The following is an 18,715-nucleotide window of genomic DNA, read 5'->3' as shown; positions in this document are numbered from 1 at the left end:
AATAGGTTCTATAAACCCGCCCGACCCCACGAAAAATCCTCTTATTGATATTGCTGCAAGATGTCAGTTACAACTGAGATATTGCACCATTCTCAAGAACAGGCAAGATGCCTGTTCCACAAAGAGTAGATTTTTTCTTGTGGAACGGGCCGGAGAGCCCGTTCATAAAACAATACGCTTGGGCTAGAGGCTTAAGTTGTCACCAATGCCGATGACCAGAAAATAGCCAATTCTTTAAAATTTCTCGCCTTTGTCAGCTAACAAAAGGTTAATTATGGTTTTCCCATATCTCTACTTCTGGCAATTACCCAAATTTAACGGACTAAAAGACCGAGACCAATACTATACAGCAGTTTTCAACTATCTGAAATACAGTAGCGACAAGACTGTGCCAAGATGTGAAAATTTAAGACCCAACCTACCGTATCTCTTGTTTTTATATAAGTGTCGATCCTTTAATAAAGGGGAGACAATAAATCTTCTTAACGCCCCCCTAATTCCAGGGCTGTTTCATTCTCACCAAAAACGAGGTTTTTGTAGGGGTAGTGCCCCCGTGCCTACCCCCGCCACCAACCATCGAATGGGGGTTTCAGCCCAAAAGGGCCGGCACGGGGGCACGGCCCCTACCAAGAATGAAACCGCCCTGCCCCTGATTCCCCATGAAGTGGGGGAAGATAGACTCGACTACAAGCAACATTTATTAGGGATTTTTGTCTTAAGCATTCACGCCTTAGCCGGGCCGTGTTCCTACCAGATATCTCTACTTACCTCAACTGAAAAGCGCTATATTTCAGGATGGACTTACCTTTTACTTTTGAGTTGTTATTTGTGCCTTTTTCCCGGAAGTGCGATCGCCCAAATCACCCCAGACGGCACTTTGGGCCCGGAAAGTTCGCGCACAGTTCCCGATACAATCAACAACTTACCCTCAGATAGAATCACTGGTGGCGCAATTCGCGGCGTTAACCTCTTTCACAGCTTGCGCGAATTTAACATCCGTGAAGGGCGGGGAGCTTATTTTGACAATCCCAGCGGAATTACCAACATTTTCACCCGCGTTACGGGCCCAAACTCCTCAAATATTTTAGGAACTCTGGGAGTTTTAGGAAACGGCAACTTATTTTTAATTAATCCAAAAGGAATTATATTCGGGCCGAATGCGCGGTTAGATTTGCGCGGTTCCTTTATCGGTTCCACGGCTGACAGCATTGTGTTTAATAACGGCTTTGAATTCAGCAGCCAAAACCCGCAAACATCTGCGCTGTTAACAGTTAATATTCCCGTTGGTTTAAGATTTAGAGACAATCCCGGTGCAATTGTCAATCAATCGACGGCTGTAGGAAAGGTAAACCTGCCAGTCTCTGCTGTGCCAATCCCAATTAGCGATCGAGTGGGTTTAGCAGTAGATCCCGGTCAAACTTTAGCACTGATTGGCGGCGACATCCAAATCCCAGGCGGCAATTTAACCGCCAGCGGCGGACAAATTTTACTCGGTAGCGTCGCCAGTCCGGGTTTAGTTAATTTTGCACTAACCCCTGCTGTTGTTCAGCAGGGTAATTTAACTGTTAATTATGACAATATTCAGCACTTTGGCAATATTCAAATATCCGATGGAACACTCATCAACACCAGCGGTACCGGTGGTGGCCGAGTAGAGTTAAAAGGTGGAAATGTCGCCCTCAGCGGTGCGCGAATTTATGCGCTGACACTGGGAAATATTGATGGTAGAGGTATCGATATCAGCGCTCAAAAGTTGCGGGTGGAAAACGGAACGCAATTTTCTACCCTGACTCTAGGAGATGGTGCAGGAGGCCATATTAACTTCCGGGCTGCTGATTCAGTAGAAATGAGCGGGCTGGGAGTTGAGGGCTATCAACAGGTTGCAATTAAATATTTGGTATCGGGAACTACAGACCCATTTGACCCGCTATTTGTGCTGTTGAATGCTAGTGCTGGCGCTGGTTCGGGGGGGGATATTACGATCGACACCGGCCGCCTGCTATTCAACAATGGCGTAGTAGGTAGTGGCATCACTTTTGGTGGTGGAAATGGCGGAAATTTAATCATTCGCGCCAATACTTTTGAGATGGTGGGTTCGGGAATTAACAACGGGACAGCTAAAGAAAGTACCGGTGCGGGAGGAAGTATTAGTGTTGATGTCGCCAGATTAATTATGCGCGACGGTTCTCTTCTGGGTACTACAAGTTACAGCAGCGGCCCGTCGGGGAATATCAACATTAAAGCTGCTGAATCAGTAGAATTGTCTAACACTGGCCCGCCAACAGTTGTGTCAACCGGAATCAGCACGCTGAGTATCAGCTCAAACGGCAGGGCGGGGAATATTAACGTCGATACTAAGCGGTTGAGCCTCTCTGGGGGTTCGGCGTTTACAGTAGGAACGGGTGTTTTAGTGGGCAGGTTTTTGTTTTCAAGGGATGGGGGGCCTGCTGGAAACTTAACCGTTAGGGCTACTGAATCAGTAGAAATTTCAGGAATTTCTCAACTTTTGAGCAGCGGAATTCAGAATGCGAGTGGATTGACTTCTGGAACTTTGAGTTCGAGTCGGGGCGGGGATATTCGGATTGATACGCCAAGCCTGACTGTGCGGGATGGGGGGATAGTTTCTACGAGTTCTTTGGGCTCTGGAGATGTGGGGAATATTACTGTTAATGCCGATCGCATTTCAGTCAGCGGCAGCGGAAATAACGGTTTGTTTGTCAGTACAATTGATGCTTCGGTGGGCAAGACATTCGGTACTAATTCCAATGCTACGGCAAATGCCGGTTCGTTGAATCTGAATGCCGATCGACTAATTGTCCGAGATGGAGCTACAGTGACGGTGCAGGCTACCGGAACGGGACGCGCTGGTAATATCAATGTTGTCGCAAATTCGATCGCTCTTGACAACAAAGCGATGATTGACGGTACGACTGTATCCGGTACAGGAGCAAATATTAACCTGCAAGCGCGAGACATCCAGTTGCGCCGCAACAGCCAAATTACCACCGATGCAGGCACTTCGGACGGCGGCAATATCAACATCAACAGCGACATTCTTGTCGCCCTCCCGCAAGAAAACAGCGACATTACAGCCAACGCCCGCACAGCAGGCGGCGGCCGCGTCAATATCAATGTCCCCAATGTCTTCGGTTTTACAGCAACGAGTCGCGAACAAGTCAGAAGCAGGTTGGGGCTCAGTGACGGCGAATTTGCAGCGTTGCAAGTAAGTCCTACTTCTCTAATTCCTAGCAGCGACATCGCCGCGATTTCCCAAAGTGGTGGCGCGGCTTTGCAAGGGGCGGTAACATTTAGTGCTGTTGGAGTGAATCCGGCTCAAGGTTTAGTGGAACTGCCACAAAATGTGGTCAATCCTGCTGCGTTAATTGCTGCAAATCCCTGCATCGAAGGGGCCGAGAACGAGTTTACTGTGACGGGGCGGGGGGGATTGCCACCGAGTCCTAATGAAGTTCTCAGCAGCGCAGGAGAACCGTTTCCGTGGGTGGAACCAGCGGTAGGTGAAAGTCAGCAAGTAGAAGGCCTCATAACATCCATAGAAGTTCGGCAAACAGAAATTATTCCCGCTCAAGGTTGGGTAATGGACGATCGAGGACAAGTGACGCTGGTAGCCTATAATGCTGGTGGTGTTGCATCTCTTCGCAGTCCGAAACCGACGGGTGTTTGCGTACCTCAATAGGTACTCTTCACGTTTGAGCTAACCCCTCGCTATTTTCCTCATACTAAATTAACCCCACTTAAAAGATGCTCCGCCAATCTTCCGCCCTATTTTTTGCATTTTTTCTGCTGTGTCCTTTCCCTGCCGTCGCCCAAATCATCCCCGATAATAGCTTGGGTACAGAAAGTTCGCGAACAGTTCCCGACACGATTAATAACTTACCATCGGACAGAATAGAAGGCGGTGCAACTCGCGGACTAAATTTATTTCACAGTTTACGAGAATTTAATGTGGGTGAAGGCAGAGGAGCATATTTTGCCAATCCTAACGGAATAGCGAATATTTTTACCCGCGTTACGGGTGGCAATCCTTCTAATATTTTAGGTGTTTTGGGAGTTTTGGGAAACAGTAACTTGTTTTTAATTAACCCACAAGGGATTGTCTTTGGCCCCAATGCTCGGTTAGATTTGCGCGGCTCATTTATCGGTTCAACTGGTAGTGGCGTTCTCTTTGATAATGGCTTTGAATTTAGTGCAGCTAATTCTAATTCAGTGCCATTGTTAGCGATTAATATTCCTGTGGGTTTGAGATTTAGAGAAAATGCGGGTGCAATTGTTAACTCTTCGCAAGCAATTGGTCTAACACCAGCATTACCGCCATTGCCCGTAGAAATTCCTGTTTCTAACAAACTTGGTTTAGCAGTAGCTCCCGGCCAAACTTTAGCATTAATTGGCGGTGACATTCAACTCCAAGGAGGAAACTTAACAGCTTATACCGGACAAATCCTTCTGGGAAGTGTGAAAAGTCCAGGTTTAGTACAATTTGAACCAACAGCTTTAGGTGTGAATTTAAACTACGGAAATATTCAGAACTTTGGCAATATCGAAATCAACGGTGCCTTGATAAATACCAGCGGATTAGGAGGTGGAAAAATTGACATCCGAGGTGGAAATGTTAGTGTTAGCCGTTCGGGACTTATAGGATTGACACTAGGAAATCTTGATGGTAGGGGGATTGATATTAATGCCCAAAACTTGCGAGTAGAGGGGGGGTCGCAAATTCTCAGTCCGACACTAGGAGATGGAAAAGGAAGCAGTATCAACATTCACGCTACTGACTCAGTAAAAATGCTCGGCTTAGGAATTGAAGGGTATCAGCAGTTTTACAGCCTATATCTGACATCTGGAACCCTCAACCCCTTTGGCCCGCAAATTGTTCTAAACGCTGCGACTGCTGGAAGTGGAGCCGCCGGAGACATTAACATTGACACCGGACGGCTGCTGCTGCGCGATGGAGTAGTGGGCGGTACCAATACCTTTGGTGCTGGAAATAGCGGAAATCTGAATATCCGCGCTAACACCGTCGAGCTTATCAGTTCTGCGCTCAGCAGCGGAACAACGAAGGGAAGTACCGGTCAAGGTGGAAGCATAACAGTTGAGGCACAACAGTTAATCATGCGCGATGGTTCCAATCTCGTCAGCATCACCCGCAGTGATGGAGCATCGGGGAATATCGCGATTAAAGCGAGTGAATCTGTAGAATTGTCGGGGAGTCTCCCTGGAAGTACGGCGCAAACTGTACTCGGCACGAACTCTTTCGATGGGAATGGGAAAGCCGGGGATATTACGATCGACACTAAGCGGCTGAGTGTTTCTGATGGAGCCCTAATTACTTTATCAACAGGTGCGATTATTGGCCAAGCTGTATTTTATACGGGTGGGGGGCTAGGAGGAAATTTAACTGTGAGAGCTTCAGAGTCGATACAACTTAGTGGTGTGTCTGGAGTTTTGGGGAATGCGGGCTTCGCACCGAGTGCTCTTGGCACTCAAACTTCAAGTTTTGGTCGAGGTGGAGATATCCACCTCTCGACACCCATGCTCACTCTGCGGGATGGGGGCGTTATTACTTCGGGTTCTTTGAGTGCAGCAGATGCAGGAGATATTACAATTGATGCCGATCGCGTAGAAGTGCAAGGCATCGCGAGTAACGGTAGGTTCAGAAGTAAAATTGAGGCTGCGACTGGCAGCGCTTATACTATTGTCAATCCCAACGCTACGGGGAATGCGGGTTCGTTGAATTTGAATGTTAATCAATTGATTGTCCGGGATGGCGCAACGGTTAATGTTCAGTCTTTAGGCACGGCAAGGGCTGGCAATATTAACATTGTAGCTAACTCAATTGCCCTAGAGAATAAAGCCAGCATTGACGGTACAACTGACTCTGGCGGTGGAGGAAATGTTAACCTCCAAGCGCGAGATATCCAGTTGCGGCGCGGTAGCAGAATTACCACGGATGCAGGTATTTCTGACGGAGGAAATATCAGAATTAATAGCGATATTTTGGTAGCTTTACCAAGAGAAAATAGCGATATTACAGCTAACGCTCGGACAGCTAGAGGTGGTAAAGTTGCGGTAAATGTACCAAATATTTTTGGCTTTACAAGCCTTAACCGCGAACAAGCCAGGAGTAGTTTAGGACTGACTGACGCCGAATTTGCAGCGTTGCAAGTAAGTCCTACTTCTCTAATTCCTAGCAGCGACATCGCCGCGATTTCCCAAAGTGGCGGCGCGGCTTTGCAAGGGGCGGTAACATTTAGTGCTGTTGGAGTGAATCCCGTTCAAGGTTTAGTGGAACTGCCGCAAAATGTGGTCAATCCGGCTGCGTTAATTGCTGCAAATCCCTGCATCGAAGGGGCCGAGAACGAGTTTACTGTGACGGGGCGGGGGGGATTGCCACCGAGTCCTAATGAAGTTCTCAGCAGCGCAGGAGAACCGTTGCCGTGGGTGGAACCAGCGGTAGGTGAAAGTCAGCAAGTAGAAGGCCTCATAACATCCATAGAAGTTCGGCAAACAGAAATTATTCCTGCTCAAGGTTGGGTAATGGACGATCGAGGACAAGTGACGCTGGTAGCCTATAATGCTGGTGGTGTTGCATCTCTTCGCAGTCCGAAACCGACGGGTGTTTGCGTACCTCAATAGGTACTCTTCACGTTTGAGCTAACCCCTCGCTATTTTCCTCATACTAAATTAACCCCACTTAAAAGATGCTCCGCCAATCTTCCGCCCTATTTTTTGCATTTTTTCTGCTGTGTCCTTTCCCCGCCATCGCTCAAATCATCCCCGATAATACCCTGGGGCCGGAAAGTTCGCGCACAGTTCCCGACACGATTAATAACTTACCATCGGACAGAATAGAAGGCGGTGCAACTCGTGGCGTTAACCTTTTTCACAGCTTGCGTGAATTCAACATCCGTGAAGGCCAGGGAGCATATTTTGCCAATCCCAGCGGAATTGCCAACATCTTCACCCGCGTTACTGGTGGCAACCCTTCTAATATTTTAGGAACTCTGGGAGTTTTGGGAAACAGTAACTTGTTTTTAATTAACCCAAAAGGAATTGTCTTTGGCCCCAATGCTCGGTTAGATTTGCGCGGCTCATTTATCGGTTCAACTGGTAGTGGCGTTCTCTTTGATAATGGGTTTGAATTTAGTGCAGCTAATTCTAATTCAGTGCCATTGTTAGCGATTAATATTCCTGTGGGTTTGAGATTTAGAGAAAATGCGGGTGCAATTGTTAACTCTTCGCAAGCAATTGGTCTAACACCAGCCTTACCGCCATTGCCCGTAGAAATTCCTGTTTCTAACAAACTTGGTTTAGCAGTAGCTCCCGGCCAAACTTTAGCATTAATTGGCGGAGACATTCAACTCCAAGGTGGAAATTTAACAGCTTATACCGGACAAATATTACTTGGTAGCGTCAAAACTCCAGGTTTAGTGCAATTTGAACCAACAGCTTTAGGTGTGAATTTAAACTACGGAAATATTCAGAACTTTGGCAATATCGAAATCAACGGTGCCTTGATAAATACCAGCGGATTAGGAGGTGGAAAAATTGACATCCGAGGTGGAAATGTCACCGTCAACGGTGGGCGAATTTTTGGCCTAACACTGGGAAATATTGATGGTAGAGGCATTGACATCAATTCCCAAAACTTGCGAGTACAGGGGGGGGCGCAAATTTTTACTCAGACATTGGGAACAGGTAGGGGAGGCGCTGTAAACATCAGCGCTACTGACTCAGTAGAACTCAGTGGGATTGGATTTGATAGCTTTAACAGGTTTGTTCTTCAGTTTGCAAGAGTTGGTTCGGTAAACCCCTTCGATCTGCAAATTATTCTAAGTAGTGGCACTGGTGGTAATGGAGCAGCAGGAGACATCACAATTGATACCGGGCGGCTACTGATAGAAAATGGGAGTGTCATAAGTAGTTCTACCTTGGGTTCTGCTAATGGCGGAAATATGACTATCCGTGCCAGAGTTTTTGATCTGGTTGGTTCTGCAATCAACAACGGGCCAATTAAAGGGAGTACAGGCAGTGGAGGAAATATAACCTTTGAGGGAGAAAAGTTAATCGTGCGGGATGGCTCTGCTTTAATCAGTCAGACCCGTAATGATAAAGCATCAGGAAATATCAACATTCAAGCATCTGAATCAGTAGAAATCTTACGTACACCTAATGGAAGTATCCAGCCAACTTTCATTGGTACAACTACAATTGGTCAGCAGGGGAAAGCTGGGGACATTAATATCGACACGAAACGGTTGATTATTTCTGATGGCGGTGGAATTAGCGCGGGTACGGGTGCAATTGTTGCCAACCCATTGTTTGGAGCGAATGGGGGGCCAGGAGGTAATATCACAATTAGAGCTACGGATTCGATAGAAATAGCAGGCATTTCTGGAGTTTCGGCGGTTGGATATCAAATTGGTAGCTTCCTCAACGCTGAAACAGCTTCCTTTAGTCGGGGAGGAGATATCCACATTTCTACGCGGGTGCTGACTCTGGGGAAAGGGGGATCTATTTCTACGTCATCTTTAGGCACGGGAGATGCGGGAAATATTACGATTGATGCAGCGCGTATAGAAGTTCTGGGTAATAATTCCAGTCTATTTAACAGCCAAATTCTGGCTTCTGTTGGTTTTACTCCTAGTTTCACTAATTCTAAGGCTACGGCGAATGCGGGTTCAGTGAATCTAAATACTGATCGGTTGATTCTTCGCAATGGGTCAACGGTTGGTGTACGGAGTTTCGGAAGTGGTCGTGCTGGTAATATTAATGTTGTTGCCAACTCAATCGATCTAGATAACAAAGCCAGCATTGATGGTACAACAGTATCTGGCACAGGGGCAAATATAAACATCCAAGGGCGAGACATTAAGTTGCGGCGCGCCAGCAGAATTACCACCGATGCGGGTAGTTCTGATGGTGGAAATATCAACATTAAAAGCGATATTTTGGTGACTTTACCCAATGAAAATAGCGATATTACCGCTAATGCTCGGACAGCTAGGGGAGGGCAAGTGGCGGTTAATGTACCGAATATATTTGGTTTTACAGCCGTGAATCGCGATCGAGCTAGAAGTAGTTTAGGACTCACTGACGCTGAATTTTTTAGCTTACAAGTTAATCCTACTTCTTTAATTCCCACTAGCGACATTGCAGCCATTTCCCAACAAGCTGGTCCGGCTTTGCAAGGGGCGGTAACGTTTAGCAATTCGGGAGTTAATCCGGCTCAAGGATTGGTAGAATTGCCGCAAGATGTTGTCAATACAACGACTTTAATTGCCCCTAATCCCTGCACAGAAAGGGCAGAAAACGAGTTTACAATTACTGGTAAAGGAGGAGTACCTGTAAACCCTAATGATGTCCTCAGCAGCGATTCTAGTCAGTTTAACTGGGTCGAACCGGGAGCCGGCAGAAGTTCAACAGCGGAAACGCTGCCGCATTTAACTGATAGATTGCCGCCGGGTGGTATTGGCAATGCGTTTCTTCCTGAGTCTTCGCCAACAGGAATTATTCCCGCTCAAGGTTGGGTAATAGATGAGCAAGGAAAAGTAACGCTGGTAGCGTATAATTCAAGTAATGGTGCATCTATTCGCAGTCCGAAACCGACGGGTGTTTGCGTACCTCAATAGGTAATCTTCACGTTTTAGCTAACCCGTCGCTATTTTTATAATATTAAATTAACCAGACTTCAAAGATGCAGCGCCAATCTTCCGCCCTATTTTTTGCATTTTTACTGCTGTTTCCTTTCCCCGCCGTCGCCCAAATCATCCCCGATAATAGCTTGGGTGCAGAAAGTTCGCGCACAGTTCCCGACACGATTAATAACTTACCATCGGATAGAATAGAAGGCGGTGCAACTCGCGGCGTTAACCTATTTCACAGCTTGCGCGAATTTAACATCCGTGAAGGGCGGGGAGCATATTTTGCCAATCCTAACGGGATTGCCAATATTTTTACCCGCGTTACTGGTGGCAACCCTTCTAATATTTTAGGAACCCTGGGAGTTTTAGGAAACAGTAACCTGTTTTTAATTAACCCAAAAGGAATTGTCTTTGGCCCCAATGCTCGGTTAGATTTGCGCGGCTCATTTATTGGTGCAACTGGTAGTGGCGTTCTCTTTGATAATGGCTTTGAATTTAGCGCAGCTAATTCTAATGCAGTACCATTGTTAGCGATTAATATTCCTGTGGGTTTAAGATTTAGAGAAAATCCAGGCACAATTGTTAACTCTTCCCAAGCAATCGGCCCCACACCAACCTTACCGCCCTTGCCCGTAGAAATTCCTGTTTCTAACAAACTTGGTTTAGCAGTAGCTCCCGGCCAAACTTTAGCATTAATTGGCGGTGACATTCAACTACAAGGCGGAAATTTAACAGCTTATACCGGACAAATCCTTCTGGGAAGTGTGAAAAGTCCAGGTTTAGTACAATTTGAACCAACAGCTTTAGGTCTGAATTTAAACTACGGAAATATTCAGAACTTCGGCAATATTGAAATGAACAGTGCCTTGATAAATACCAGCGGATTAGGAGGTGGAAAAATTGACATCCGAGCTGGCAATGTCACCGTTAGTAGTTCGGGAATTTATAGCCTAACACTGGGAAATATTGATGGTAGAGGCATTGACATCAATGCTCAAAATGTGGGAGTAGATAGAGGGTCACAAATTTTTACCCCGACAGTGGGAGATGGCAAGGGGAGCGATATCAACCTCCACGCTACTGACTCATTACAAATGAGTGGGCTGGGAATTCAGGGCTATCAGAAGCTTTACAACCAATATTTGACTTCAGGAACAGTCAACCCTTTTGACCCGCAAATTGTTATGAACTCTGGTACTGTTGGCAGGGGAGCCGCCGGAGACATTAACATTCATACTGGACGGCTACTGCTGCGCGATGGAGTGGTTGGCGGTACCGCCACCCTAGGTGCTGGAAATGGCGGAAATCTGAATATCCGCGCCAACACGGTTGAGTTTGTCAGTTCATTGTTAAACAACGAAACCACAAAGGTAAGTACCGGTCAAGGCGGAAACATCAATCTTGAAGCACAGCGGTTAATCATGCGCGATGGTAGCTATCTCCTCAGCCTCAGCCGTAGTAATAGAGCATCAGGGAATATCGTCATTAAAACTTCTGAATCTGTAGAATTGTCGGGAGGAATCCCTGGAACTACAACGCAAACTATAATTGGCACCACCACTGCCAATGGTAATGGGAAAGCCGGAGATATTACGATTGAAACTAAACGATTGACTGTTTCTAATGGAGCCGGAATTGCTTTATCCACGGGTGCAAATATTGGCGAATCCGTGCGTTCTACGAGTGGAGGCCCAGGAGGAAATTTAACCGTGAGAGCTTCAGAGTCAATAGAAGCGATTGGCGTTTCTGGAGTTTTGGGCACTGCGGGTTTCGCACCTAGTGGTTTTTCCACTCAAACTTTTAGCTCTGCTCCAGGTGGAGATATCCACCTCTCGACACCAAAACTGACTTTGCGGGATGGGGGAATAATTACGGCTGCTTCTTTGGGTGCAGCAGATGCGGGAAATATTACAATTGATGCCGAACGCTTAGAAGTACAAGGACTTGGGAATAACGGTCGCTTCAGGAGTAGAATTGAGGCTTCGGCTGGCAGTACATCTATCTTTGTCAATCCTAATGCTACGGCGAATGCCGGTTCGTTAAATTTGAATGTTAATCAATTGATTGTCCGGGATGGTGCAACGGTGAATGTTCAGGCTTTGGGAACGGGAAGGGCTGGAAATATTAATGTTATAGCTAACTCAATTGCCTTGGATAATAAAGCTAGTATTGACGGTACAACTGACTCTGGCGGGGGTGGAAATATTAATATCATGGCGCAAGATGTACAGTTGCGGCGCGGTAGCAGAATTACCACGGATGCAGGTATTTCTGACGGAGGAAATATCAACATTAAAAGCGATATTTTGGTATCTTTACCGCGAGAAAATAGTGATATTACAGCTAACGCTCGGACAGCTAGAGGTGGTAAAGTTACGGTCAATGTACCAAATATTTTTGGCTTTACAAGCCTTAACCGCGAACAAGCCAGGAGTAGTTTAGGACTGACTGATGCTGAATTTACTGCCTTACAAGTAAATCCTACTTCTCTAATTGCTACCAGCGATATTGCGGCGATTTCCCAAAGTACCGGCCCCGCTTTGCAAGGTAGTGTTACATTTAGTTCTGTTGGAGTGAATCCCGCTCAAGGTTTAGTGGAACTGCCGCAAAATGTGGTCAATTCTGCTGCGTTAATTGCTGCAAATCCCTGCATCGAAGGAGCCGAGAGCGCATTTACCGTCACTGGGAAAGGAGGAGTACCACCCAGTCCTAATGATGTTCTCAGCAGCAATTCTAGCCAGTTTAGTTGGGTGGAACCAGCGGTAGGTGGAAGTCAGCACATAGAAGGTCAAAGAGCTTCCATAGAAATGCGGCCCACAGAAATTATTCCCGCTCAAGGTTGGGTAATAGATGAGCAAGGAAAAGTAACGCTGGTAGCGTATAATTCAAGTAATGGTGCATCTCTTCGCAATCCGAAACCGACGGGTGTTTGCGTACCTCAATAGGTAATCTTCACGTTTTAGCTAATCCCTCGCTATTTTCCTCATATTAAATTAACCAGACTTCAAAGATGCAGCGCCAATCTTCCGCCCTATTTTTTGCATTTTTACTGCTGTTTCCTTTCCCGGGCGCCGCCCAAATCATCCCCGATAATAGCTTGGGTACAGAAAGTTCGCGAACAGTTCCCGACACGATTAATAACTTACCATCGGACAGAATAGAAGGCGGTGCAACTCGCGGCGTTAACCTATTTCACAGCTTGCGCGAATTTAACATCCGTGAAGGGCGGGGAGCATATTTTGCCAATCCCAGCGGAATTGCCAACATCTTCACCCGCGTTACTGGTGGCAACCCTTCTAATATTTTAGGAACTCTGGGAGTTTTAGGAAATAGTAACCTGTTTTTAATTAACCCAAAAGGAATTGTCTTTGGTCCCAATGCTCGGTTAGATTTACGTGGCTCGTTTTTAGCAAGTTCAGCAGATAGCGTAGTTTTCGATAATGGCTATCAATTCAGCAGCCGCAATCCCCAGTCACAACCGCTGTTAAATATCAATATACCTATCGGTTTAAACTTCCGAGAAAATCCGGGAAAAATCATTAACTCTTCAGCAGCACCAGCCTTGACTTTACCACAATTACCTGCGGGAATCCCGCAGATTTTCAATAACATGGGCTTAGGAGTTGAACCCGGAAAAACTCTCGCCCTAGTGGGGGGAGATATTGAATTAAATCAGGGAACACTCACTGCATCTACCGGACAAATTTTGCTGGGTAGCGTCGCTAGTCCGGGGATGATTGGATTGGGGGCAACGCCATTGGGATTAAGTTTAAACTATGACAAGATTTCCAACTTTGGTAATATTGAAATAACCAACGGCTCACTAATCAACACCAGTGGACTCGGTGGTGGCAAAGTCGATATTCGAGGTAGAAATGTCAACCTCAATAATGGGAAGATTTATGCACTGACTTTAGGAAATATCGATGGTAGGGGTATCGATATTAACGCTCAACAGTTTCGGGCCCAAGGTGGAGCGCAAATCTCCACTCTGACAGCAGGAAGTGGTGCCGGAGGCGCTGTCAATATCCGGGCTACCGACTCAGTAGAACTGAGCGGGATTGGATTTAAGAGCTTTCAAAACTTTGTCAAAAATTATACAATCTCTGGAGGAATCAACCCTTTTGACCCACAAATTCTGCTGGAAACTAGCACTGCTGGCATGGGAGATGCGGGAAACATCTTAATCGATACGGGACAACTGCTGATCAACAATGGGACCGTATCGGGTAGCGCTACGTTAGGTGCTGGCAACGCCGGAAATATGACTCTCCGTGCCAGGGTTTTCGATCTGGTCGGCTCAGGGATCAACAGCGGCACACTCGCGGGGAGTACGGGTAGGGGAGGAAATATCACCTTTGAGGGAGAACGTTTTATCGTACGCGATGGCAGTGCGATCATCAGCACCACTCGCAGTGAAGCACCATCGGGGAATATCAACATTAAAGCGAATGAATCAGTAGAAGTGCTGCGGACTCCCACTGGAAGTCCCGTAGCAACCTTGATTGGTGCAACCGCAATCAGCATTAATGGGAAAGCCGGAGACATTTATATCGACACGAAGCGGTTGAGGATCTCTGAAGGGGGGGGAATTAGTTTATCTAGCGGATCAGTTGTGGGCAACCAACCGTTGAATACAACTGGGGGGCCAGGAGGTAATTTAACAATTAAAGCTACTGAGTCAGTCACACTAGAGGGTATTTCTGGAGTTTTGGCGAATGGGAGTCGGAATCCTAGTTTCATCTCCGCTGATACCAACTCTGCTGCTCGGGGAGGGAGTATGAACATTTTTACACCTTTAGTAATTCTGCGGGATGGAGGACTTATTTCTACTGCATCTTTAGGCAAAGGAGATGCCGGAAGCATTACGATCGATGCGGGGCGTGTAAAAATTATTGGTAATGGGGGTCAAGGTGAATTTAACAGTCAAATTCAAACTTCTGTTGGGATTGCCTCTCGCGTTAGAAATCCCAATGCTACGGCTAACGGAGGTTCGTTGAATCTGAATGTCGGGCAATTGATTCTTCGCAATGGGGGAACACTCAATCTGCAAGCATTGGGTTCAGCACGAGCTGGTAACATTAACGTGAAAGCAGATTCAATTTCCCTTGACAATCAAAGCAGTATTGACGGTAGAACTGAATCCGGTGCAGGAGCAAATATTAACCTTGAAGCACGGGATGTCCAGTTGCGTCGAGCCAGCAGAATTACAACTGATGCAAGTATTTCTGAGGGTGGAAATATCAACATTAAAAGCGATATTCTGGTTGCTCTCCCCAACGAAAATAGCGATATTACTGCTAATGCGCGATCGGCTCAAGGTGGTCGCGTTAATATTAATGTCCCCAATGTTTTTGGGTTTACCTCAGTGACTCGCGAACAGGTGCGAGCGAGTTTGGGATTAACAGATGCTCAATTTGCAGCGTTGCAAGTAAGCCCTACTTCTCTAGTTCCTACCAGTGATATTGCGGCGATTTCCCAAAGTAGCGGCCCGGCTTTGCAAGGTAGTGTTACATTTAGTTCTTCGGGAGTGAATCCTGCTCAAGGTTTAGTGGAACTGCCGCAAAATGTGGTCGATCCGGCTGCTTTAATTGCGGCAAATCCCTGCACGCAAGGGGCCGAGAGCGCATTTACCGTCACTGGGAAAGGAGGAGTGCCATCCAGTCCTAATGATGTTCTCAGCAGCAATTCTAGCCAGTTTAGTTGGGTGGAACCAGCGGTAGGTGGAAGTCAGCACATAGAAGGTCAAAGAGCATCCATAGAAGAAATTTTACCCAAAGAAATTATTCCCGCTCAAGGTTGGGTAATAGATGAGCAAGGACAAGTAAGGCTGGTAGCGTATAATTTAAGTAATGGTGCATCTCTTCGCAGCCCCAAACCGACGGGTGTTTGCGTACCTCAATAGGTAATGTTCAGGTTTTAGCTAACCCGTCGCTATTTTCCTCATTCTAAATTAACCGGACTTAACAGATGCCCCGCCAATCTTGCGCCCTATTTTTTGCATTTTTACTGCTGTGTCCTTTCCCTGCGATCGCCCAAATTATCCCCGATAATAGCTTGGGAACAGAAAGTTCGCGGACAGTTCCCGATACTATCAACAACTTACCATCAGATAGAATCACGGGTGGTGCAACTCGTGGAGCCAATTTATTTCACAGTTTACAACAATTTAACGTTGGTGAAGGACGAGGCGCATATTTTGCAAATCCTAACGGGATTGCGAATATTTTTACCCGCGTTACGGGTGGCAATCCTTCTAATATTTTAGGTGTGTTGGGAGTGCAAGGGAATGCCAACTTATTCTTACTTAATCCCAAAGGAATCGTCTTCGGCCCCAATGCGCGGTTAGATTTACGTGGTTCATTTTTAGCAAGTTCAGCCGATAGCGTAGTTTTCGATAATGGCTATCAATTCAGCAGCAGCAATCCCCAATCATTACCGCTGTTAAATGTCAATATACCTATCGGTTTAAACTTCCGAGAAAATCCGGGGAAAATCATTAACTCTTCAGCAGCACCAGCCTTGAGTTTACCAGAGTTACCTCCAGGGTTCCCGCCGATTTTTAATAACATTGGCTTAGCAGTGCAGCCTGGACAAACTCTCGCCCTAGTGGGAGGAGATATTGAATTAAATCAGGGAACACTCACTGCATCTACCGGACAAATTTTGCTGGGTAGCGTCGCTAGTCCGGGGATGATTGGATTGGGGGCAACGCCATTGGGATTAAGTTTAAACTATGACAAGATTTCCAACTTTGGTAATATTGAAATAACCAACGGCTCAGTGCTCAACACCAGTGGACTCGGTGGGGGCAAAGTTGATATTCGAGGTGGAAATGTCAGGCTCAATAATGGGAAGATTTATGCACTGACTTTGGGAAATATCGATGGTAGGGGTATCGACATTAACGCTCAAAATTTTCGGGCAGAAGGTGGAGCGCAAATCTCCACGCTGGCATTAGAAAATGGTGTAGCGGGCGCTGTCAATATCCGGGCTACCGACTCAGTAGAACTGAGTGGAATTGGAGTTGAGAGCTTTCAAAACTTTCTTAGTAAGTTTACAACATCTGGCTCGATAAATCCTTTTGACCCGCAAATTATTTTGGTAACTAGCACCAACGGCACAGGAAACGCCGGAAACATCACGATCGATACAGGACGACTGCTGATAGACAATGGAAGCGTATTGGGTAGCGCCACGTTAGGTGCTGGCAACGCCGGAAATATGACCTTCCGTGCCAGGGTTTTTGATATGGCCGGTTCTGGGATCAACAGTGGCACAATTGCGGGGAGTACGGGTAAGGGAGGAAGTTTCACCTTTGAGGGAGAACGTTTAAGAGTGCGCGATGGCGCTGGTATCGTCAGCATTACTCGCAGTGAAGAAGCAGCGGGGAATATCAATATTCAAGCTTCCGAATCAGTAGAAATTTTGCGAACTCCCGACGGCAATCCTACCCCAACCTTTATCGGCGCAACCGCCATCAGCACTAAGGGGAGAGCCGGGGACATTAATATCGACACGAAGCGGTTGATTATCTCCCAAGGAGGCGGAATTAGTTTATCTAGCGGATCTGTTGTTGGCAACCAACCGTTGAATACAACTGCGGGGCAAGGAGGTAATTTAACAATTAGAAGCTCTGAGTCAGTAACAGTCGAGGGTATTTCTGGAGTTTTGGCGAATGGGAGTCGGACTGCTAGTTTCATCTCCGCTGATGCCTACTCTGCCAGTCCCGGAGGGAGCATGAACATTTCTACACCTGTAATCACTCTAAGGGATGGGGGAATTATTTCTACGGCATCTTTAGGCAGAGGAGATGCCGGAAGCATCACGCTTGATGCGGGCCGGGTAAACGTGATAGGTAATGGGGGGTCAGGTGAATTTAACAGTCAAATTCAGATTTCCGTTGGGATTGCATCTGGTGTAATCAATCCCAATGCTACGGCGAATGCAGGTTCGTTGAATCTGAATGTCGGGCAATTGATTCTTCGTAATGGGGGAACACTCAATCTGCGAGCCTTGGGTTCAGGAGGGGCGGGTAACATTAACGTGAAAGCAGATTCAGTTTCCCTTAACAACCTAAGCAGCATTGACGGTAGAACTGAATCCGGTGCCGGAGCAAATATTAACCTTGAAGCACGGGATGTCCAGTTACGCCGAGCCAGCAGAATTACAACTGATGCAGGTAGTTCTGGCGGCGGTAATATCAACATTAAAAGCGATATTCTGGTGGCTTTACCCAACGAAAATAGCGATATTACTGCTAATGCGCGATCGGCCCAAGGTGGCAGGGTTAATATTAATGTCCCTAATGTTTTCGGGTTTACCTCAGTCACTCGTGAACAGGCTCGAGGTAATTTGGGATTAACAGATGCTCAATTTGCAGCGTTGCAAGTCAGTCCGACTTCTCTAATTCCTACCAGCGATATTGCGGCGATTTCCCAAAGTAGCGGCCCGGCTTTGCAAGGTAGTGTTACATTTAGTTCTTCGGGAGTGAATCCTGCTCAAGGTTTAGTGGAACTGCCGCAAAATGTGGTCGATCCGGCTGCTTTAATTGCGGCAAATCCCTGCACGCAAGAGGCCGAGGGCGCATTTACCGTCACTGGGAAAGGAGGAGTGCCTGCAAGTCCTAATGATGCCCTCAGCAGCCCTCTATCGCCGTTGCCTTGGGTAGAAGAGGTAGGAAGTTCGGCAACGAATGTAGAGGATTTAACCAATGTAACCGATCGAGCGAAGAAGCAAGAAGGGGAAATCCCCGATCGGGAAGTTGTTCCGGCGCAAGGTTGGGTGGTGAATGCGAAAGGAGAAGTTACGCTTGTTGGATATAATCCGGGTAATGCTGCTGACTCTCGCAATCCTCGGCAGAATTCTGGTTGTGCACCGCGTTGAAGTTAGGTTTTTTTTAAACTGCAGATTAACGCGGATTAACGCGGATTAAGGCAGATAAAGAATAAGATGTATAGCCTTTATCAGTAACATGACGTGCTCTGGCGGGCATAGGGCATAGGGCATAGGGCATAGGGCATAGGGCATAGGGCATAGGGCATAGGGCATAGGGC

Annotated in this window: 7 protein-coding genes; all 7 read left to right on the top strand. The window is 46.7% G+C overall.

Annotated elements, in window-relative coordinates; all coding sequences use genetic code 11:
• On the top strand, window positions 1-187 hold a 187-nt coding region (locus QUA16_RS29775), incomplete at its 5' end, for a hypothetical protein (RefSeq protein WP_333108181.1).
• A 393-nt stretch (window positions 188-580) separates the two neighbouring features.
• Window positions 581-3,694: an S-layer family protein gene (locus tag QUA16_RS29770; RefSeq protein ID WP_333181562.1), complete on the top strand. Its 3,114-nt coding sequence runs from the start codon at window positions 581-583 to the stop codon at window positions 3,692-3,694.
• Window positions 3,695-3,759: 65 nt separating this feature from the next.
• On the top strand, window positions 3,760-6,651 hold the full coding sequence (locus tag QUA16_RS29765) for an S-layer family protein (protein WP_333181560.1): 2,892 nt from the start codon (window positions 3,760-3,762) through the stop codon (window positions 6,649-6,651).
• A gap of 65 nt (window positions 6,652-6,716) precedes the next feature.
• On the top strand, window positions 6,717-9,647 hold the full coding sequence (locus QUA16_RS29760) for an S-layer family protein (protein ID WP_333108179.1): 2,931 nt from the start codon (window positions 6,717-6,719) through the stop codon (window positions 9,645-9,647).
• Window positions 9,648-9,712: 65 nt separating this feature from the next.
• Complete coding sequence (locus tag QUA16_RS29755) at window positions 9,713-12,604, top strand: two-partner secretion domain-containing protein (protein ID WP_333108177.1); 2,892 nt, start codon at window positions 9,713-9,715, stop codon at window positions 12,602-12,604.
• A 65-nt stretch (window positions 12,605-12,669) separates the two neighbouring features.
• Entirely contained in the window at window positions 12,670-15,564 is a 2,895-nt protein-coding gene (locus tag QUA16_RS29750) for a two-partner secretion domain-containing protein (RefSeq protein WP_333108175.1), read from the top strand.
• Window positions 15,565-15,629: 65 nt separating this feature from the next.
• Window positions 15,630-18,545, top strand: coding sequence for a two-partner secretion domain-containing protein (locus tag QUA16_RS29745; protein ID WP_333108173.1), 2,916 nt, complete (start codon window positions 15,630-15,632; stop codon window positions 18,543-18,545).
• Window positions 18,546-18,715: the final 170 nt, after the last annotated feature.

The organism is Microcoleus sp. S13_C3, assembly GCF_036700905.1.
Lineage (GTDB): Bacteria > Cyanobacteriota > Cyanobacteriia > Cyanobacteriales > Microcoleaceae > Microcoleus.
Note: the sequence above shows the minus strand (reverse complement) of the source record. Positions and strands in the feature narration are given on the sequence as shown.